Raw genomic sequence first — 21,774 nt, forward strand, 5'->3', positions numbered from 1 at the left:
TTAGGAGGAGTATATGGACAATAATATTGGTGAAAAAAAATCAATTGCAGGATTAAGAGCTTATGCTGCAGCTTTTCTTATAAATCTAAGCTTTTTTGCAGGATTTAGAATCGAAGCCGCTTCATTTCCAATAAAATTAAGTTTTTCAATGGGATTTAGCCTATTAATACCAATAATTGCATTAATTCTGGAGCAGGAGAATGGATTTGTAAGAGCCTATGCAAAACAGACATTGGCAGTAACAGTGCTATTGTTAATTTCGACATTTTTAAATATTATTATAGTAGTGGGAAATATCTTATTTTTCGTAATTTTTGTAATATTATCTGTTTTCCAAATTGTCGCAACAGTATCATCAGTTTTGAAAAAAGAATTTAAAATTCCTTTTATAGAAAAAATTACGGATTTACTATTTGTAGACTAATAGAAATAAGGGGTGTAGGTTATTTTATACCCCTGTACACAAATTTTAACAAAATTTATGAAAAAGTTATTGACAAATTATAAAAATATATGATATACTAATTGAGTAACGTATGGGTGGATGTCCGAACGGCTAAGGGACCGGTCTTGAAAACCGGCGAAATCGCAAGATGTCTGGGTTCGAATCCCAGTTCACCCGCCATTTAAAATTTATATTTTTGGAGAAGTGGCAGAGAGGCCGAATGCGCTCCCCTGCTAAGGGAGTATCCGGGCTAAAACTTGGATCGAGGGTTCAAATCCCTCCTTCTCCGCCATTTTTTTTTAATAGACGAATTAATTCGATAAAAACAAATGCATCTGTAGCTCAATTGGATAGAGCGTCTGACTACGGATCAGAAGGTTATGGGTTCAACTCCTGTCAGGTGCGCCACTAAATAAATCAATTAAAAATAATAACGATAATCACTCTCAAAATTAAAGTTTTGAGTTTTTTTTTACAAATTTAAAATGAATAATTGCACTATTCAAACTTTAGAATAATTCATTATAAAAAATTCCTTTAATTTCCCCATTGATTAGACTTTTTTTTTATGATATAATTTTCATATAATTAATTTAGGAGGAAAAAATGGGAAGACATGGTACAATAGCAGGGCGTAAGGAAGCACAGGATAAAAAAAGAGCTGCATCATTCACAAAACTTGTTAGACTTATAACAGTGGCAGCAAGAGGCGGAGAAAATCCTGAATTCAACGTAGCCCTAAAACACGCAATCGAAAAAGCAAAAGCGATTAATATGCCTAACGACAATATTAACAGGGCAATCAAGAAAGGAGCAGGAACTGACGGTTCGACAGCCTTTGAAACATTAAATTACGAAGGATACGGACCAGCAGGAGTTGCTATTATTGTAGAAGCTCTTACTGATAATAAAAATAGAACTGCTTCATCTGTAAAAGTAGCTTTTGATAGAAATGGCGGAAATCTTGGTGTTTCTGGATCAGTTTCGTATATGTTTGGAAGAAAAGGTGAGATTATTATTGAAAAAACTGATGATATTGATGAGGAAGCATTAATGGAAGTAGCACTTGAATCTGGAATGGAAGATATGGAAACTCTAGAAGACAGTTTTTACATCACAACTGAACCATCTAACTTTGATGCAGTAGCAGATGCTTTAAGAAATGCAGGATACACATTGCTGGAAGCAGATATTCAATATTTGCCTTCTATCGAAGTTGATACTCTTGGTGAAGAGGATTTGCAAAAACTTAAAAAATTAATTGACACTCTGGAAAATGACGATGATGTTCAAAAAGTTCATCATAACTATGCTGGAGAATTATAATAAATATTTATGAATTTACAAATTTTAATTGCGGGAATTATTTTCCGCATTTATTTTTTATTTATAAGGAAACTAAATTCATATTTTTTATTATAATAAATTACAATATTAAGATTTTACAAAATTTATTAAATATTCCCTATTTAAATGGGGAATAGTATTAGTATAAAAAGAAAAAGGAGTTACATTTTATGAAAAAAAACGGAGAAGAAACAGTTACCCCAATAAAAAATATGAAAGTTATTCAACGAAATGACTTTCAAAACTTTACACTTGATTCTGTCTTGCTTGCAGACTTTGTAAAAATTAATCGAAAAACTAAAAAAATCCTTGATATTGGGACTGGCTGTGGAATTATAACATTACTTCTAGCACAGCGGTCAAAAGCTCGAATTACAGGCATAGAATTACAAGAAACAATGGCAGAAATTGCCATAAGAAATATTAATAGCAATAAATTTCAAAATCAGGTTAAAATAATAAACGAAGATATAAAAAATTATAAAAATATTTTTAAACGTGATGAATTTGACACCATTGTTACAAATCCCCCATACTTTGAATTTACTGGCGATATTTCCCAGACAAATAATTTGGAACAACTGGCAAATGCAAGACATAATATTAATTTAACACTTGAAGAAATAATAAAAATTTCTTCTTACTTATTAAAAAATATGGGAAGTTTCTCAATTGTATTCCGAAGCGAACGTCTAGTAGAAGTTCTATCACTTTTACAAAAATATAATTTAGAGTCAAAACGAATGAAAAATTGTTATACAAAATGGAATGAAAACTCAAAAATTTGCCTTTTAGAAGCAATAAAAGATGCAAAGAAAGGATTTTCTATTGAAATGCCAATTTTTGTTTATGATGAAAATGGAAGAAGAAGTGAATATATTGAGAATTTGTATAAATAAAAAACTTCAAAATATATTTGTTATGTTCTTTAATATTTAGATAAACAATTACTTTTTAGTTTCATAAAATGAATTATTATTAATGAATATTTTTCCAATAATTTATGGTATTTTTTCTTTTTTTTAAGCAAAGGGGAACAGTCGCCATCCCCTTTGCAAACCTGGCTTGTCTAAGCATTTTTTGAAAACAAAAATTAAACTCGCTTCGCTCACTTTCGCAAATAAAAATTGATAAAACTTTACAAAATAAATTTATTATAAAGATTATTGCGAAAGAAACACATAAATGTGTTTAGTAATTTTTATTTCCAAAAAATCACGACGTTGATAATTTAACTATAATAATTTTTTATATAATTCTTTTATGTCTTCTAAATTTGTATCTCGTGGATTTCCACCTGTACAAACATCATTTAATGCAGATTCAGCAATAAAGTCTAAATCTTTTATATCCATAATTCCTTTTAAGTTGTTTGGAATTCCAACATCGCTTGCTAATTCTCTTACTTTATCAACTGCAGCTTTTCTATATTCTTCTGGTGACATTGTTCTTGTATGTTTTACACCAAATGCTTTTGCGATAGCTTTAAATTTTTCTCCAGTAAATTCAGCATTGTATTCCATTACAGTTGGAAGAATTATTGCGTTTGCAATTCCATGTGGAGTACCATAAAATGCTCCTAGCGGATGTGCCATTGAGTGTACAATTCCAAGTCCTACATTTGAGAATCCCATTCCAGCCAAATATGAAGCAAGTGCCATTTTTTCACGTCCTTCAGGTTCATTATTTACAGCGCTTCTCAAATATTTTGCAATTAATTCAATGGCTTTTAAATGAAACATATCAGTCATTTCCCAAGCAGCTTTTGTTGTAAATCCTTCAATTGCATGAGTTAAAGCATCTAGTCCAGTTGCAGCAGTAAGTTCTTTTGGCATGCTTGTCATCATTCCAGGGTCAACAATTGCTACAATTGGTAAATCATGTGGATCAACGCATACAAATTTTCTGTCTTTTTCAACATCTGTGATTACATAGTTAATTGTAACTTCTGCAGCAGTTCCAGCTGTTGTCGCAACAGCGATAATTGGTACACATTTATTTTTAGTGTCTGCAACACCTTCAAGGCTTCTTACATCAGAAAATTCTGGATTGTTGATAATAATGGCAACTGCTTTTGCAGTATCCATTGGTGAACCTCCACCAATTGCGATAATGTAGTCAGCACCTGCAGATTTGTACTTTTCAACACCATCTTTTACATTTTCAATAGTTGGATTTGGCTGAATATCAGAAAAAACTTCATAAGCTAAATTTTCCTTATCCAGCAAATCTGTAATTTTTGATACTCCACCAAATTCTAAAAGCCCTTTATCTGTACATATAAGCGCTTTTTTGAATTTATTTTTCTTAACTTCCTCTGGGATATGGTTTATTGCTCCAAAACCATGATACGAAATTTCGTTCAAAATAATTCTTTGTGCCATTTTTTTACCTCTTTTCAATTTTTTTTAGTAAATATTTTCATTCTAATTATACTACACTTTTTTCATTTTTCAAGTCCAAAAGTCCAATATTATATTTATTTTAAATTGAAGTAAAATTTTACTAAAATAACCATAATTTTTAAATTTGATTTTTATAAAATTTTTTCAAAAATATGTAACAAAGTAACAAAAAAAGTCCTCTAACTTTAAGGACTTTTAATAATTTAAAATATTATATTCTGTTAAACATCTAGTTTGATTCTTTCAATTTGAGCACCAACTGTATTTAATTTTAATTCTAGTTTGTCATATCCTCTGTCAATATGGTAAACTCTATTTACAATAGTTTCACCATCTGCTGCAAGTGCTGCTAAAACCAGTGCCGCTCCCGCTCTCAAGTCTGAAGACATTACTTCTGCACCTGTTAATGGAAGTCCTCCATTTATAAAGGCTATACCATGTTTTATAGTAATATCTGCTCCCATCCGATTAAATTCAGGCACATGCATAAATCTGTTTTCAAACACTGTTTCTTCCATTGAACTTCCACCATTTACAAGAGTTTGCAGCAACATCATTTGAGGTTGCATATCTGTTGGAAATCCAGGATGTGGCAATGTTTTTACTTTTGATGGCTTCAAGTCTTTTGCTTTTCCTATTACAGTTAAAATATCTCCGTTTTGTTCAAATTTTACTCCCATAGTTTCCAATTCAGATTTAAATACTCCCAAATCTTCAAGTCTTGCATCTTGTATTTTTAAATCTCCTTCTGTAACTAATGAAGCTATTACATAAGTTCCAGCCTCGATTCTATCTGGCATGATTGAATATTCCACAGCGTGAAGTTCTTCAACACCTTCAATTTCGATATTAGGTGTACCAAGTCCTGTAATTTTAGCTCCCATTTTGTTTAGGAAGTTTCCTAAATCAACAATCTCAGGCTCTCTTGCTGCATTTGAAATAATAGTTTTTCCAGGTGTTTTTACTGCTGCCATCATAATATTCTGTGTAGCTCCAACACTCGGGAAACCTAAAGGTATTTCTGCACCTTTTAAATTATCTGATTTTGCATGAATGTATCCGTGAACTCTTGTAATTTCTGCACCTAACATTTCAAAACCTTTTAAATGTAAATCAACTGGACGTGAACCAATTGCACATCCTCCAGGTAATGAAACTACAGCTTCATCCAAGTTGGCAATCATAGGTCCCATTACTAAAAATGATGCTCTCATCTGTTTTACAATTTCATAACTTGCTTCATTTCTTTTAAAACCATTGTTTATTATTTTATAAGAGTTATCGTCTAGTTTTTCAGTCTGCATTCCCAAATCTTCAAGTAATCTCATTGTAACTCTAATATCACGTAAATTTGGTACATTTTTTAAAATATATTCTCCCTTGGCAACAAGTGTTGCAATAATTATTGGTAGTGCTGCATTTTTTGCTCCACTTACTTTAATTATACCATTTAAAGGTGTTTTTCCTTTTATTCTAAATCCATCAACCACGTTTTTTTCCTCCTAATTTTTGACATATTGGACATCTTGATCCAAATAGTTTATCCATAAAAGTTAATTCCTTATAATTTTGAGCATATTCTGGCATTTCTTTTTTTATAATATCCATATGAAAATTGCAAATGGAATTTTCCATTGCCTCATAATATGCGTCTGACAAGTGTTTTAGATGAAACTTTTCTAATTTTGATGTTACCACAATTTCATCACCAGCTTCATGTATAATTGCATCTTTTGCTACTACTACAAGTGCGATTTGTCCTGAGCAGGCTAGATTGTCTATCATTTTATATGATATTTTTTTCTTTTTAGCTATTTCAATATATTTTTTTATATCATTAAAGTTTACATGACGTGAAATAACCATTTTAGCCGCATATTTATTATCCAAAGCTTTTTCTATTTCATAATAAATTCCTTTTTCCTTTATTTCATCAAAAGTAAGAGCTTTTATAATTCGTTCTTTGTATTCTCCAAGAAATAAATTTTTTTCAGCCTGTGCATTTACAGCCCTATCTGTTGCTTCTTCCATACTTTTCATAACGTCATCTGTATTATTTCTATTAACGCTAATAGCCATTTTATTTCTCCAATTCATTTAATATTCAATTTTTAAAAATTTATTACATTTTGTCATTATACTACTTTTTTTTACATTTCTCAACCATTTTTTCTAACTTTTATATATTTTTAATAAAATAGTCTATAAATGCTATTTTTATTGGATTTATAAGCATATTTTCAAAAATTTTTTGTATAAAAAAATTAAAAAATTAACATAGTTAATACAAAAACGATTTTAAATATAAGAAATATTTGAACAAATTTAGTTATTTTTGGTATTTCTTCTCTTCCTTCATCTTTTCTTATGGAAAAAAATAAAAGTGAAAAGAAAATAACATATAAAATAGCACCAGCAATAGAAATATTAAATGTATACAAATAAATTACTTCCAGTAAAAGAAAGGCATAAATTTTGAAAGTTGTTCTTTTGCTTGTAAAGAACATATTTATTAAATTATAGTTTGCGTATAGATAAAGCAGTATCAGCATGGTAATTCCCAAATATGGAGTTACTATATCCATTTTTTTTATTACTAAAAATACAAAATATGCCATGATTGTAATTAATAATACTCGTAATTTTTCATCTTTATGTCTTTTTAATTCACGATTGTCCCTCATTTTGTCTAATCATCTCCTAACTTTATGTTATCATAAATCATTTTTAGTTTGGACTTTTCCACATGTGTGTAAATTTCAGTTGTTGTAATGTTGGCGTGTCCTAATATTTCTTGAACGATACGAACATCTGCACCGTTTCCAAGTAAAATTGTCGCAAGTGAATGTCTAAAAATATGAGGATAAACATTTTTTTCAATTTTTGCATTTTTTGCAATGTTTTTTAAATCCTTCCAGAATTTTTCCCGTCGAGTATTTGGAAAAATCTTAAAACTTTCGCTCGAATTTTTTAATTTTGGTCTGTAAATAGCCAAATAGTTTTTTATTTCATTTTCAAGACTGTCATAAATTGGTATTATACGGTATTTTGAACCTTTTCCAAGCACTTTTATAAATTCATAGTCCTGATTTTCCACATCTTTTATTTCCAGATTTAAGGTTTCTGAAATTCTTGCTCCAGTTGCAATGAGAATTTTGATAATCAGCTTGTTTTGCATTCCTTCAGGCGTGTGCGGACAGTTATCCACGATTTGCTTCATTTCTTTTAGTGTTAAAATTTCAGGAAGCCTCTGTTCACGTTTCAAAGTTTTTACCATGCCCGTCGGATCTTTTTCCACATCTCTATTCAAATAGCAGAATTTATAAAATGTCTTTAATGCCGAAACTTTTCTCAATACCGAATTTCTTCTCAATTTTTCATTCAAATTTTCTATATATTCAAAAATATCCTTTTCTTCAATTTCAGAAAAATTTTTTTGAGCAAACAGAAAAAATTGTAACAAATCACGATTGTATCCAGTAATAGTGTTTTTGGAACTTCCTTTTTCAAATTCAAGAAAATCAAGAAATTCTCTAATTTGCGTTTTATTTTCACGTGATATTTTTTTCTTTTGAACGTTTCTTTTGCTTTTTGAATTATTTTCATTATTTTTTTTTTCTGTCTTGGAAATATGTTCAGTTAAATTTGAATTTTCTTTTGCCAGATTTTTTAAATTAATACTTTTTTGTCCCATAGCCCCATTATCTCCTTAGCATGATTAACAGACGCTTCTGTAATGTTGTCTCCTGAAATAATTCTTGCAATTTCCCTTATTCTTTCTTCCGTATTTAATTCCCGTACTTTTGTTTCTGTAAAGTTATTTTCAATTTCCTTTTTGATGAAAAACTGCTGCTGTGCTTTTCCAGCAATTTGTGGAGAATGTGTTACACAGATAATTTGCGTATTTCTGGAAAGTTCCCGTAATTTTTCAGCAACTCTTCTGACAGTTTCTCCAGAAATTCCAGTATCAATTTCATCAAAAATCAGTACAGAAATATTATCAACTGTAGAAAATACGGTTTTAAGAGCTAGCATTATACGTGAAATTTCTCCACCAGATGCTATTTTGGCAAGTGGCTTAAATGTTTCTCCAACATTTGTTGTAATCATAAATTCTGCATTATTTATTCCATGAGATGTAATTTCTTCTGTCTTTGTAATTTCCACTTTAAATTTTGCATTTTCCATATTTAAGTCGCTCAACTGAATATCAATCGTATTTTGAAGGCTTTCTGAAATTTCCATACGGATTTCACTAAGTCTTTCACTATCAATAAAATATTGATTCACTAGTTCTTTTTTTAGAAGTTTTAAATTTCCAAGCTCCTCATTTTCAAATTCAACAAGTGATAAATCTTTTTCGATTTTGTCCCGATGTTCCAAAATTTCTTTAATTGTAGAGCCATATTTTAATTTTAGCTTATTAATTGCATTAATTCTTTCCACAACTTTTTCCAGCCTGTCATCATCTATTTCAACATCTCCAGCTAGATTATCCACAGAATAGGAAATATCCTCAACTTCATACAAAACTGACTCAATTTTATCATACAGTTCACTATATGATTCAGATAAGTCTGAAAGCTGTTCTAGATTTCTTCTTGCTCTGCCAAGTGCTGTTAAAATTGAAAATTCACCTTCTTTTAGTAACTGTGATGTTTCATCTAACTTTTCACTAATTTTTCCAGCATTAAAAAGTATTTTGTACTCTTCTTCCAGTTCTTCATCCTCATTTTCTTCTAGTTCCAAACTTTCGATTTCATTAAATTGAAATTCTAAAATATCTTTTTTTTCAGCAATTTTGGCTTTTTCATCTTCAATATTTTTTATTTTTGCATTTAATGCTTTTATTTCATTTACATTTTCTCGTATTTTTCTAGAAAGTGCCCTTCCTTCATCATCTAAAAATCTGTCCAAAAGATGTAAATGATATTCATTATTTAGCAAAAACTGATGCTCGTGCTGCCCAACTAGATCAATAATATTTACCATAAGTTCCTTTAGTCGAGATAAAGTCAGTCTTGCTCCATTTACTGTTATTTTTGATTTTGCATTTCTATCAAAATGCCTAGTTATAATAAGTTCATCATCATCAATCTCAAACCCAAGTTCATTCAACCTTTTCTTTTGTTTTTCATTTAATTCAAAAATACCTTCTGCAAAAAGGCTTTCTTCTCCATTTCTAATCATATCAGTGTGACTTCTTTCACCAATTAATAGTGAAATTCCATCCAAAATAATTGATTTCCCAGCTCCTGTTTCTCCAGTCAATGCAATAAATTTTTCGTTAAATTCCAAATCCAGATTTTTTATTATTGCTAGATTATTTAATCTTAATTCCCTTAGCATTTTTTTCCTTTCACTATTTTATTTTTTATAACTTTATTTTTTGAATTATTCAGATTACTAATTATAATACAGAATCTCCCCATTTTAGTTTTTGTCTTAAGATACTGTAATAATCACTATTTATTGGTTTTATTATTCGAATTTTTTTCTTTGATAATCTTGCAGATACTAGATCATTTGGCTGTATTTGAAGCCATTGATTTCCATCAATATTTAGATGAACGGCATCATCTCTTGAAGTTGCTTTAAAACTAAGTACTTCACAACCATTTACAATAATTGGACGAGCTGTTAGGCTTTGTGGAGCTAGTGGCGTTATTGAAAGAGCATTTAAGCCAGGATGAACGATCGAACCACCTGCTGAAAGTGAATAGGCTGTTGAGCCTGTAGGAGTTGCTACTATTATTCCATCAGCCCTGTACTTGTTTACAAAAATATCATTTGAGTAAACTTCAACCTGTATTAAATGTGCTTCGTGCCCACCTTTAGTTATTACAAGTTCATTTAAAGCGTAAAATATATTATCTTGATATTTTACTTCAAGAAAAGTTCTTTCTTCTACTTTATAATTACCGTTTTCATAGTCTTGTAACATTTTAACTGCATCTTTTGGATTGACTTCTGCAAGATAGCCAAGAGATCCCATATTTATTGCAAGAACTGGAATATCACTTGTAATTGCCTCTTTTGCAGAAATTAGCATTGTTCCATCTCCGCCAAGCGAAATTATTAAGTCAGCTTTCTCCACACCAAAAACTTCTTGAATATCATTTTTTTCCAAATAATCATAAAAATCTTTTAACAATTTTTCATTACCGTATCCATTTTTTATAATTCGTACTTTTTTTACTTTATTTTTTTTATTTAGATTATCATTATTTCCTTTTTTTTCCAAATTTTCCATAATAAAACCTCTTTTTCTATGATTAAAATATTTAAAATTAAATATCAAAAATCAACATTTCAAATTTTTATCTTTGTGAATTATTGTAACATTTTTAAAGATTTTTTTCCATTAATTCTTAAAAAATATTTTTTATTAGCTTTATTATATGTTTTTCAAAATCTTTTTAAACCAATTTAAGCAAAAATATCTTCTGTATATAAATAAAAAATTATGAGCCAGTACTATAAAAATAAGAACTCATAATTTTATTTAATTTTATAATTTTGAATTTTAAAAAGTAGTAGTCTAATTTTAATAATGTTTGAGAATATGTTAAAATTATATTATACCTTTTATTTAATAATAGACAAATCTTAAATTAAAAAATTTTTTTAGTTATTTAGAATAAAAATATTCATTTTGTTTATAATTTTTGTGAGAAGGTTTGTAATAAGCTAATTTTTCTCCAAAAAATGTACTTTTCCCTTTTTTCAAATCATTTAAAAGTGATTTTGGATAATTTTTCCCTAAAACATGAATTGTTTTGATTTCAGCATTATTAGGGATTTGAGGATAATCCCAATTTATTTTTTTATCTGGATTTACTTCCATACAAGTTGCATAAATATTTATGTGATCAAGAGTGGAATCCTTGTAAAACGTTCTGTAAGTTGAGATAAGGCATTGTTGATTTTTGAGATAGTTCATACTTCCATTTTTCATATCTTGTTCTATATTTTCTGGCAGTTTTTCAAATGGAATTGTTTTTGTAAATAAAATACTATCAGCTTTAAATGATGTACTTTTAGCAAAAATATTAAATGAAACCAAAAATATGCAAAGGATAAATAAAAGTTGTACACTATTTTTCTTCATAATCTCTCTCCTTATTTTATTTATATAAAATTTATTTTAATTTTAAAAAGTATATACATATTTTATCATTTAGTATTCATTTTTTCAATATATTTTCCTTTTATTATCATGTGTGTTATAGAAGGTTTCTAATGTTTTTATAATATATACTCAAACCTATTTAAAATTAAACTTATAAATTTAGGGATTGAGTAAAATAGTTATAACTTTTTCTTTCGGTTTTAAATCCATTTTATTATATAATCAAACTTTTTTAGTGTGAGCAAAGTAACTTTAATTTTTTTAAGTCTAGTGTTTAAATAAATCAAAAAATTTTGAAAATCAAATAATTTTGCTTTACAAATAAAAGAATAAAAAGTATAATTATACCATAAATATAAACTAGGAGGAATTTTTTATGAAAAAAATGGGAATTTTACTAATTATTGGAGCATTAGTGGTGGTAAGTTGTGGGAAAGACGCTGGAGCAAAGGAAGCTGGGAAGGCTGGAACAACAGCAGGGCAAACTGCTGAACAAGGAAAAGCTGATTTGAGCAAAGAAACTGCTGAATATAAAAAATATGTTGAAGGTCAGATTGATTTGCTTTTAAAAGAAACAGAAGATTTTGCAAAATTATTAAAGGAAGGAAAATTGGATGAAGCTAAGAAATTTTATCCGTTAATCCGTATGTCTTACGAAAGATCTGAACCTATTGCTGAAAGCTTTGGAGAATCTGATGTTAAGATAGATTATCGTCTTGTTGACTTTAAGGAAGAATTTAAAAATGAAGAAGGATGGAAAGGTTTTCATAGAATTGAAAAAATATTGTGGGAACAAAATACCACAAAAGGAACTGAAAAATATGCAGATGATCTTGTAAACGACATTAAGGAGTTAAGGGCAAAAATTGCTACAATTGAAGTAACGCCTGATTTAATGGTTACAGGAGCGATTGACTTATTAAATGAAGTTTCGACTCAAAAAATCACTGGAGAAGAAGAAGTGTTCTCACATACTGATTTATACGACTTTAGAGCAAATATTGAAGGGGCTCAGAAAATTTTTGAACTATTCAGACCTAAATTAGAACAAAAAGATGCTAAGCTCGTAACAACTTTAGATACAGAATTTAAAGCAGTAAACCAACTTCTTGACAAATATATGATAGATGACAACAACTATAAACTGTATACTGACCTGACAAAAGAAGATACGAAAGCACTAGCTGAAGCAGTTACTAAACTTGGAGAACCTTTATCGCAAATGGGAATCGTAATAGACGCAACTCCTAAGAAATAATATATTTATTCGGTAACTAATATGTTTAAGTATTATTAGATAAGGAGTTAATTCCCCCTTGTTAAAATTAACATTTAGATTATCGAACACATCTTAAAATAACTTACAGTATAAAAGAGGTAAATACAATGAGTGACGAAAATGATAAAAAATGGTTTGATAAAAAAATATCACGTCGTGATTTTTTGAAAAAAGCTGGAATGGTAGGAGCTGGAGCCGCAATTGGAGCAAGTGGAGCTAGTGCGATTTTTGCCAACATGTTCAGCGGTAAAGCAAATCAGGTTGTTGGAAATGAAAAGATTTCATTTTATGGGGAACATCAGTCAGGAATTGCTACTCCTGTTCAAAAAAACGTCTATTTTGCAGTATTAGATTTACATTCTACGGACAGGGAAGAAATAAAGCAGATGTTTAAGGACTGGACAGATTATTCTGAAAAACTTATGAAAGGTGAACTTGTAGCTCCAGAACTTGCAAATCATCTAGTTCCTCCACTGGATACAGGAGAAACAGTGGGATTAAATCCATACCGTTTGACAATAACTTTTGGAATAAGTCCATCTTTTCTGGATAAATTGAAAATGGATAATAAGAAAATGGAAGAATTCAAGGATTTGCCACATTTTCCGAGAGACCAGATAAAGGATAAGTACAGAGGCGGAGATATTTGTATTCAGGCTTGTGCGGATGATGCGCAGGTAGCGTTTCACGCTGTGAGAAATCTTGTTCGTAAAGGTCGTGCCTTAATTACTTTAAAATGGACTCAAGCTGGTTTTTTACCAATTGGTAATGGAAAAGAAACTCCAAGAAATCTTTTTGGATTTAAAGATGGAACGGAAAATCCGAAAAATGATAATGATTTTAAAAATGTAGTTTGGTATGATAAAGATAATTGGCTGAAAAATGGGACTTTTCTTATTGTAAGACGTATTCAAATGCATCTTGAAACGTGGGATAGAACTAATTTACAGGAGCAGGAAAATACGTTTGGAAGGTATAAAGAAAGCGGGGCTCCCTTTGGAGAAACAGACGAATTTGCAACGATTGACATAAATAAAAAAGGGCCAGATGGAAAACCAGTTCTACCAATTGATTCACATGTTTATCTTGCCAAAAAAGCTGACGTTAAAATAGCACGCCGTGCCTTTTCTTATTCTAATGGAATAGATGAAGTGAGCGGACAGTTTGACGCAGGACTGCTATTTATATGTTTCCAAAAACATCCTGATCAGTTTATAAAGATTCAGAACAGCTTAGGAAATGAAGATAAACTGAATGAATACATTACTCACATTGGAACAGGAATTTTTGCGTGTTTTGGAGGGATAAAGAAAGGAGAATACATTGGGCAGAAATTATTTGAATAAAATAAATATATTGCTATTTTTGTGTTTTATATTATTCTTCACAAATGTTATCGCAAAGGAAAGTTATAGCAGCCTTTATATAAAAATAACAGATACGACGACTGCAATAAGAAACAATAATCAAAATGAAGCAAAAAAACTTTTTTCCGAAGTAAGAGATGAATTTAAAAAGGTGAAAAATGTTGATTCAGTAAAAGGAAAAAAAGTACAGGAACTTTTAAACAAAGAAAAGTCCACATTGTCAGAAGAGGATCTGAGAGAAGTTACAACAGCACTATTAGCTTTTGAAAAAGAGCAGAATCCTGTTGACGATAATGAGGAAAAGAAAAAGTTCCAGTCAAGAATGAATCCTGCTTTAGATGTGCTGGAAAAAGCAATTCAGTCTAAAGATGTAGAACTTATGAAAAAAGAATATCTGAAATTTAATGGCGTATGGACAAGAAATGAAAGTTTTATAAGAAGCAGAAGTATTCCTTACTATGGAAAAGTGGAAACTGCGATGTCGTTTTTAAGAAGCTCTATGGAAGTGGAGCCATTTGATTATGACAATACAATAAATTCTTTTAATGACTTGAAATCAACAATACAAGACTATTTAGATGGCAAGAAGATAGAAAATAATGTTTCAAGCACAATTACACTAAAAGAAGCTGTAGATATGTTGAAAGATGCGTTGGAAGCCTTTAAAAATGGAAATAAATCTAAAGGTCAGTCAAAAGTGAAAGAGTTTATTCAGGTATGGCCTACAGTTGAAGGCGATGTAAGTACGAGAAATTCAGCTCTATATACAAAAGTGGAAACACAGACTCCAATAATCATGGTAAAAGGTAGTGAAAAAGAGTATCAGGAACAATTACAAGGATTAATTACAGAATTATCACAAATTGATACAAAAGCACAATATACGTTTATTGATGCAATGTTTATACTTCTTCGTGAAGGTGTGGAAGCACTTCTTATCGTTCTGGCATTGGTAAGCAGCCTAAAAGCTGCAAATCAGAAAAATGGATTGCGTTGGGTTTATGCAGGAGCTGCTGCTGGAATTTTTGCAAGTGTGGTAATAGCATTTGCTCTTCAGGCTTTATTCCCTGCCGTATCTTCAGGAACAAACCGTGAAATTCTGGAAGGATTTGTAGGAATTTTTGCAGTTATAATGATGATTGGGATTGGATTTTGGCTGCATAGTAAATCATCCTTGAAATCTTGGCAAGATTATATTGACAGAAAAATGGATATTGTATTAAGTACAGGAAGTTTTATTTCAATGTTTGTACTTAGTTTTCTTGCAGTATTTAGAGAAGGGGCAGAAACAATATTGTTTTATGTAGGAATTTTACCATTAATTTCACTGCAGAATTTGATTATCGGTATTGTAAGTGCGATATTAATACTAATCATAATTGCACTTGTCTTAATATATGCCTCTTCAAAAATAAAAATACATCAAGTGTTTTTTGTACTTACGTGGACAATTTATTTCCTTGCATTTAAAATGCTTGGAACAAGTATTCACATGCTGCAAGTTGTGGGGATTTTACCGTTACACGTAGTTCATTTTATGCCTACAATGGAAATTTTGGGAATTTATGCAAATATGGAAGTATTTATTAGTCAATTAATTTTAATTGTGATTATCGTGATTGCTACATTGATAAAAAAGAGAAAAGATAAATAAAAATTTTAAAAGATAAAATATCGGAAAGGAATAGAATGGCTAAAATTGACGAACAGACGCTTGTAGAACATTTGAGCGAATTTAGGAAAAGACTCATTATCACAATTATATTTTTTATTGCGGCTTTTTTAATAAGTTTGATATTTTGCTCCGATATTTACAAATTACTGACGGCTTCATTCAAGCAGAAGCTCACAGTTCTTGGGCCTAATGATATTTTGAGCATTTATTTAATGCTGGCTGGAATATGTGCTTTTAGTTTAACATTGCCTTTTACAAGTTATCAGTTATGGGCTTTTATTCGTCCTGCTCTTAAGGAAAAGGAAGCCAAGGCAATTTTATCTTATGTGCCTGCAACTTTTATATTATTTGTTGCAGGACTTTCTTTTGGATTTTTTATAGTAACACCTGCTTTACTAAATGTTTTACTATCTTTTGGCAAAGACTTGTTTAATATTCAACTTACAGCAAATAATTATTTAACATTTGTATTACATACATCATTACCGCTTGGTGTAATATTTGAATTGCCCGTTATTGTGGCATTTCTAACCTCGCTGCATATCTTGACACCGCAATATTTAATAAAAAACAGGCGATATGGCTACTTTATTTTGCTGGTAGTTGCAGTCGTTCTGACGCCAGCTGATTTTATAAGCGATTTAACGATGGCGGCACCATTGATCTTACTTTATGAAGTGAGTATTTCTGTTTGTAAATATGTCTATAAAAGAAGGAGAGATGATTAAAAATGGGAATTTTTAGAGATATAGGAGGACCAGGATTAATAGTTCTTATACTTGGGGCATTACTTATTTTCGGACCAAAAAGATTGCCTGAACTGGGAGAATCCATCGGAAAAATGATTCGAGAATTTAAAAAATCAGTTTCTGGAATTGATTCAGAAAGTGATGAAACTAAAAATATAGAGGATAAAAAAGAAGATAAATAAAAAATTATTTTTAAAATAAATTAATTAATATAATTTTATAACCAATTTTTTGATTTTACCCAATATAAGGGCATTATTACTGTGTCCTTATATTTTTTTATTTGAGAAAATTGTGTTGCTAAAATTTTGTAAAAATTATATAATAAAGTTACTTTGTAAATTAATTTATTTTCTAAATTTTTTTTTAGATTATTTTAGTTAATAAAGATTTTTCTATTAATTTATATTTTTTTTACGTAAAGGGGATTAGTCGCCATCCCCTTTTATTTCGCAATATTAGTTATTTCAATTTCTTCAAATTATAACATCTGAAGATTTTGGAGAAAGTGCTACGCACTAATCCCAGCTTGTCTAAGCATTTTTTGAAAACAAAATCGAAACTCGTTGCGTAAAATTTCGCTCACTTTCGCAAATACAGAGTAAATTTAATTGTATAAAAATAAATTTGCTATAAAATTCGGTAGCGGGAGTGCAGAGGTATGGCGTTTGATACCTCTGCGTTAAAGAATTAATATTAAATAGAATAAGAAAAAAACATAAAAAGAAACGAAAAAACTATTATTAATTAAAATAATCTAAAAAATTAAGAAAAATAAATTAATTGAATGTTTAGGAATAGATTTAATAACAAGGATAAAGATAAAAAAATAAGTTAGGGGGTATAGATAGAAAATGAGTACGAAGTATTTGAAGGTTAAGCCATCGGAGGATTTCTTTAGGAAATATGGGATTAGAAATTTTGAGATTGAGTACGTTAATCTGTTTTCTAGGAAAAGGGAGATGGAGATATTTATAAAGGTAAGCAGTCTGGTTGCACATAGTGAGATACAGGACTTGAGGCAGCTGCTTTATAAGAGTTTTGAGAATGGGTTGAAATTGAAGATTAAGATGGATGTTAATCCTGAGCTGATACAGAAGGATGTTGTTGGGTTTGTAAAATTTGCGATTGAGAATTATAAGCATGAGAGCAAGAGGTATCAGTATATTTTTGCAAGTTACGAAGTGGAAAGTCTCGAAAATACGGTGTTTATAAAATTACCGTCGCACCATTTGATAGAAGAGGCAAAAAGAACTGAGGCAAAGGAAGAACTTACAAGAAAAATTTATGAATGTATGGACAATTCGATAAAAATTGAGTTTGTAAATGGGGATTTTGAGGAAGTGAAGGCTAAAATTAAGGCTCAAAATGAATTAAATTCGGTAAAGGCAAGCGAACTTCCAAAGTATGAAAATGTTAGTATGAGCAATGGTAATGGAAATCATTACGGAGGAAACGGAAATTTTAATAACGGAAATAACGGAAACGGTTATTCAAATGGCGGGAATGCTAATGGAGGCAACAATAAAGGTAATTACAAATGGAAAAAAATTCCTGATATAGATGCAATGCAATTTTCTACACTTGATATTTTGAACAATGGTGATGATGTGGCACTAGAAGGAAAAATTTTTAACGTAGATATGAGAGAAACTAAGAATGGGAAGTTAATGTGTGACTTTATGATTACAGATTATACAGACTCTGTTAGCTGTAGAATATTTTTTAACACGAATGAGGATATTCAGGTAAAACTTGGGGAGTGGGTAAAGGTTACTGGAAGTTTTGAGGCAGATATGTATAGTGGGGAAAAATATGTCAGAACGCAAAGAGTGGAAGCTATAGAATCTAAAGATGTGAAAAAAGAGGACAATGCTCCGAAAAAAAGAATAGAACTTCATGCACATACGAATATGAGTGAAATGAGCGGAGTTATGTCAATCAAGGATTATGCGAAAAGGGCTAAAGAATTTGGGCATAGTGGAATTGCTGTGACAGATTACGGAGTGGTGCATTCATTTCCGTTTGCGTTTAAGGAGGCAAATGAGGATTTTAAAGTTATTTTTGGGATGGAGGCGTATGTAGTCGATGATGAGCAGGACTTGATTACAAATCCTAAGGATAAGATGATTGAAGATGAAATTTATGTCGTATTCGATATTGAAACGACAGGATTTGATCCGTTTAATGACAAAATAATTGAAATTGGGGCTGTGAAAATGCGTGGAAGGGAAGTTATTGGAGAATTTTCTGAATTTGTAAATCCTGAAATTCCAATTCCTCAAAAAATAACGGAACTTACAACGATTACTGACGAAATGGTTGCAAATGCTGAAAAAATAGAAACTGTACTTCCAAGATTTCTAGAATTTTGTACTGATACAACGGTAGTTGCCCACAATGCGAAATTTGACGTGGGATTTATCAAGCAAAAAACTATTGATCAAGGACTTGAGTATTCTCCAAGCGTAATCGACACGTTGCCTTTGGCTAGAACATTGCTTCCAGAATTGAGAGGATATGGTCTTGCTAATTTGGTAAAATATTTTGGGATTACGCTTGAAACACACCATAGGGCTGTTGATGATGCGAAGGCGACTGCGGAAGTTTTTCAGAAATTTTTAAATATGATTTTAAGCAAGGGAATTTTGAAACTGATTGAAATTAATACGGATTTACAGCCGAATATTCAAAATTCGGAAACATTGAACACCATGATTCTAGTAAAAAATCAGGCTGGGCTTCGTGACTTGTACGAGCTTGTATCACGTTCACATATAGAATTTTTCGGAAAAAAAAGACCTAGAATACCAAAAAGTTTGTTAAACAGCATGAGAGAAAATTTGTTAATTGCAAGTTCTGCTTCGGCTTCTGAAAGAAATAGAGGTGAATTGGTAAATCTTTATTTACGTGGAACTGAAAAAGATGATATTGAAGAAAAAGCAAAATTTTATGACTATATTGAAATTCATCCTGTTGCAAATTATACTGACAGAGTAGAAAAAAGAAGCAAGGAAATTGAAAATTACGATATAATTAGGGAAATGAACAAATATTTTTGCGAACTTGGGAAAAAACTGAATAAAATTGTGGTTGCGACAGGAGATGCTCACTATCTGGAAGAGCGGGAAGTAATTAACAGAAATGTCTTGCTTCTGGGAAGCGGAACAATGTGGAAAACTGAAGTTGCAGAAGGTGTTAAAGAATATGAATTTTTTGACAGAAAACTTTATTTCAAAACTACTGAAGAAATGCTGGAAGAGTTTCAATATTTGGGAGAAGAAACGGCTCAGGAAGTCGTTGTGGAAAATACGCATAGAATTAGTGATATGATAGAACAAGTGCGACCAATTCCGACTGGATTCTATCCACCGAAAATCGAAGGTGCTGAAGATGAAGTAAGGAAAATGACTTATAGTAAGCTGAAAGAGCTTTATGGCGAAAATATTGACCCAGATTTGAAGGAAAGAGTGGAAAAGGAGCTTAATTCAATTATTCAAAATGGATTTGCAGTGCTTTATCTGATTGCACAGAAACTTGTGCATAAATCGGTGGACGCAGGTTATCTTGTAGGTTCACGTGGTTCGGTTGGATCTTCAATAGTTGCCTATCTTATGGGAATTACCGAGGTAAATGGACTTTATCCGCACTACAGATGTCCAAAATGTAAGCATACGGAATTTATGAATGAAGAAGGAAGTGGAGTTGACTATCCTGATAAAAATTGTCCAGAATGTGGTACAAAATATATAAAAGATGGACATGCCATCCCATTTGAAGTGTTTATGGGATTTAATGGAGATAAGGTACCAGATATTGATTTGAACTTTTCTGGAGAATATCAAGGGGAGATTCATAAATATACGGAAGAGCTGTTTGGAAGTGACAATGTCTTTCGTGCTGGAACGATTTCTACGCTTGCCGAAAAGAATGCTTTTGGGTATGTGAAAAAGTATCTTGAAGAAGTGGAAGGAACGCCTGAAATAAAGGAAAGAAAAGCAGAAGTTATGAGAATTGCAAAAGGCTGTGAAGGGGCTAGAAAAACAACTGGACAGCATCCCGGAGGAATGATAGTCGTTCCAAAGGACAAGTCAATTTACGATTTTTGTCCAATCCAGCGTCCTGCCAATGATATGAAAGCTACTTCAAAAACAACCCATTTCGATTATCACGTAATGGACGAACAGCTTGTAAAACTAGATATACTGGGACACGACGATCCGACAACGCTTAGAATTTTACAGGATTTGACAGGTGTTGATATTTATACGATTCCGCTTGATGATAAGGAAGTAATGAGTTTATTCAGCGGTACAGAAGCACTTGGCGTAACTCCAGATGAAATTGGCTCTCCAACAGGTACATCAGGAATACCTGAATTTGGTACATCTTTCGTAAAACAGATGCTAGTTGACACACGTCCAAAAACTTTTGCAGAATTAGTCAGAATTTCCGGACTTTCACACGGAACGGACGTTTGGCTAAATAACGCACAGGATTACGTAAGAAGTGGAATTGCAACCTTGAGTCAGATTATCACGGTGCGGGATGACATTATGAATAAGCTGATTGACGATGGACTGGATAAATCATTAGCCTTTTCAATAATGGAATTTGTAAGAAAAGGACAGCCTACGAAAAATCGTGAAAAGTGGCAGGAATATTCTAAAACAATGAAAGAACACGGTGTAGAGCAATGGTATATTGATTCATGCGAAAAAATAAAATATATGTTCCCAAAAGGGCATGCGGTGGCTTATGTGATGATGGCAGTAAGAATCGCTTATTTTAAAGTGCATTATCCAATAGAATTTTACACAGCTTTCCTAAATAGAAAAGTTGGAGATTTTAAAATGACAACAATGTTCAGACCAGTAGAAGAATTGAAACGTGCAAAAATGGAAATGGACAGAAAAGGAAACTTAAACGCTAAAGAAAAGCAGGAATTATTTCTATACGAAATTTTGATTGAAATGCACTACCGTAAAATCGAACTGGAACAAATTGACATCTATAAATCAGAAGCAAAACTTTTCACAATACAGGATGGCAAAATCAGAATGCCATTAATCGCAATGGATGGACTAGGAGAAGCTGTTGCTGAAAATATCGTTTCTGAACGAAAAGTTGACTTTTTATCAATCGAGGATTTAGTAAAACGTACAAAATTGAATAAAACGATTGTGGAACTGATGAAGGAATATGGATGTTTGAAGGATTTGTCAGCAACAAATCAGCAGACATTATTTTAGAAAATAATACAAAATCAATTCCGTTTTCAATATAAATAAAATTTTGAAAATAATAAATTGAAGAAATACAGAAACACCTTGTATTCCAACATAAAATATTGTACAATAAAAATATAAAAACAT

Annotated in this window: 17 protein-coding genes and 3 tRNA genes; 12 read left to right on the plus strand and 8 right to left on the minus strand. The window is 31.0% G+C overall.

Features of this window, described 5'->3' with window-relative positions; genetic code table 11:
• The first annotated feature begins 13 nt into the window (after nucleotides 1-13).
• The 6 genes from ACZ5B9_RS03735 to ACZ5B9_RS03760 all read left to right on the plus strand — a co-directional run bounded on the left by ACZ5B9_RS03735 (nucleotide 14) and on the right by ACZ5B9_RS03760 (nucleotide 2,691).
• On the plus strand, nucleotides 14-424 hold the full coding sequence (locus ACZ5B9_RS03735) for a magnetosome magnetite crystal formation protein family (protein WP_464423418.1): 411 nt from the start codon (nucleotides 14-16) through the stop codon (nucleotides 422-424).
• A gap of 114 nt (nucleotides 425-538) precedes the next feature.
• A tRNA-Ser gene (locus ACZ5B9_RS03740) sits at nucleotides 539-625 on the plus strand.
• Nucleotides 626-643: 18 nt separating this feature from the next.
• Nucleotides 644-737, plus strand: a tRNA-Ser gene (locus tag ACZ5B9_RS03745).
• Nucleotides 738-776: 39 nt separating this feature from the next.
• Nucleotides 777-853 (plus strand) — tRNA-Arg (locus ACZ5B9_RS03750).
• A gap of 198 nt (nucleotides 854-1,051) precedes the next feature.
• Complete coding sequence (locus ACZ5B9_RS03755) at nucleotides 1,052-1,771, plus strand: YebC/PmpR family DNA-binding transcriptional regulator (protein ID WP_006804850.1); 720 nt, start codon at nucleotides 1,052-1,054, stop codon at nucleotides 1,769-1,771.
• A 191-nt stretch (nucleotides 1,772-1,962) separates the two neighbouring features.
• Nucleotides 1,963-2,691, plus strand: coding sequence for a tRNA1(Val) (adenine(37)-N6)-methyltransferase (locus tag ACZ5B9_RS03760; protein ID WP_464423419.1), 729 nt, complete (start codon nucleotides 1,963-1,965; stop codon nucleotides 2,689-2,691).
• Nucleotides 2,692-3,027: 336 nt separating this feature from the next.
• On the opposite strand, the gene fucO is transcribed toward ACZ5B9_RS03760, so the two are convergent.
• From fucO to ACZ5B9_RS03800, 8 genes are all read right to left on the minus strand, one after another.
• Complete coding sequence (gene fucO, locus ACZ5B9_RS03765; RefSeq protein WP_006804852.1) at nucleotides 3,028-4,176, minus strand: lactaldehyde reductase; 1,149 nt, start codon at nucleotides 4,174-4,176, stop codon at nucleotides 3,028-3,030.
• Between the two features lie 242 nt (nucleotides 4,177-4,418).
• Nucleotides 4,419-5,687 (minus strand): UDP-N-acetylglucosamine 1-carboxyvinyltransferase, encoded by a 1,269-nt coding sequence (murA, locus tag ACZ5B9_RS03770; protein WP_021768347.1) that lies wholly within the window; start codon nucleotides 5,685-5,687, stop codon nucleotides 4,419-4,421.
• Nucleotides 5,680-6,276 carry a DUF1694 domain-containing protein gene (locus tag ACZ5B9_RS03775; protein WP_071125393.1) on the minus strand — a complete coding sequence of 199 codons (597 nt, stop codon included), beginning with the start codon at nucleotides 6,274-6,276 and terminating at the stop codon, nucleotides 5,680-5,682. The genes murA and ACZ5B9_RS03775 overlap by 8 nt, the downstream gene beginning before the upstream one ends.
• 185 nt (nucleotides 6,277-6,461) lie before the next feature.
• Nucleotides 6,462-6,881 carry a phospholipid phosphatase gene (locus tag ACZ5B9_RS03780; protein ID WP_314291732.1) on the minus strand — a complete coding sequence of 140 codons (420 nt, stop codon included), beginning with the start codon at nucleotides 6,879-6,881 and terminating at the stop codon, nucleotides 6,462-6,464.
• A 5-nt stretch (nucleotides 6,882-6,886) separates the two neighbouring features.
• Nucleotides 6,887-7,891, minus strand: coding sequence for a tyrosine-type recombinase/integrase (locus ACZ5B9_RS03785; protein WP_464423420.1), 1,005 nt, complete (start codon nucleotides 7,889-7,891; stop codon nucleotides 6,887-6,889).
• A complete protein-coding gene (gene recN / locus ACZ5B9_RS03790) occupies nucleotides 7,867-9,546 on the minus strand; it encodes a DNA repair protein RecN (RefSeq protein WP_464423421.1) in 1,680 nt (559 codons plus the stop codon). The genes ACZ5B9_RS03785 and recN overlap by 25 nt, the downstream gene beginning before the upstream one ends.
• A gap of 61 nt (nucleotides 9,547-9,607) precedes the next feature.
• A complete protein-coding gene (locus tag ACZ5B9_RS03795; RefSeq protein WP_464423422.1) occupies nucleotides 9,608-10,450 on the minus strand; it encodes an NAD(+)/NADH kinase in 843 nt (280 codons plus the stop codon).
• A gap of 378 nt (nucleotides 10,451-10,828) precedes the next feature.
• Nucleotides 10,829-11,308: a hypothetical protein gene (locus tag ACZ5B9_RS03800; protein ID WP_464423423.1), complete on the minus strand. Its 480-nt coding sequence runs from the start codon at nucleotides 11,306-11,308 to the stop codon at nucleotides 10,829-10,831.
• Between the two features lie 397 nt (nucleotides 11,309-11,705).
• On the opposite strand from ACZ5B9_RS03800, the gene efeO reads away from it, so the two are divergent.
• From efeO to ACZ5B9_RS03830, 6 genes are all read left to right on the plus strand, one after another.
• Entirely contained in the window at nucleotides 11,706-12,587 is an 882-nt protein-coding gene (gene efeO / locus ACZ5B9_RS03805; protein ID WP_464423424.1) for an iron uptake system protein EfeO, read from the plus strand.
• Between the two features lie 128 nt (nucleotides 12,588-12,715).
• Nucleotides 12,716-13,954 carry an iron uptake transporter deferrochelatase/peroxidase subunit gene (efeB, locus tag ACZ5B9_RS03810; RefSeq protein ID WP_464423425.1) on the plus strand — a complete coding sequence of 413 codons (1,239 nt, stop codon included), beginning with the start codon at nucleotides 12,716-12,718 and terminating at the stop codon, nucleotides 13,952-13,954.
• Complete coding sequence (locus ACZ5B9_RS03815; RefSeq protein WP_464423426.1) at nucleotides 13,932-15,629, plus strand: FTR1 family iron permease; 1,698 nt, start codon at nucleotides 13,932-13,934, stop codon at nucleotides 15,627-15,629. The genes efeB and ACZ5B9_RS03815 overlap by 23 nt, the downstream gene beginning before the upstream one ends.
• 35 nt (nucleotides 15,630-15,664) lie before the next feature.
• Nucleotides 15,665-16,378 (plus strand): twin-arginine translocase subunit TatC, encoded by a 714-nt coding sequence (gene tatC, locus ACZ5B9_RS03820; protein WP_464423427.1) that lies wholly within the window; start codon nucleotides 15,665-15,667, stop codon nucleotides 16,376-16,378.
• A 2-nt stretch (nucleotides 16,379-16,380) separates the two neighbouring features.
• Entirely contained in the window at nucleotides 16,381-16,581 is a 201-nt protein-coding gene (locus tag ACZ5B9_RS03825; protein WP_464423428.1) for a Sec-independent protein translocase subunit TatA/TatB, read from the plus strand.
• A gap of 672 nt (nucleotides 16,582-17,253) precedes the next feature.
• Entirely contained in the window at nucleotides 17,254-21,651 is a 4,398-nt protein-coding gene (locus tag ACZ5B9_RS03830) for a PolC-type DNA polymerase III (protein WP_464423429.1), read from the plus strand.
• The last annotated feature ends 123 nt before the right edge of the window (nucleotides 21,652-21,774 follow it).

The organism is Leptotrichia sp. SK-5, from assembly GCF_055387215.1.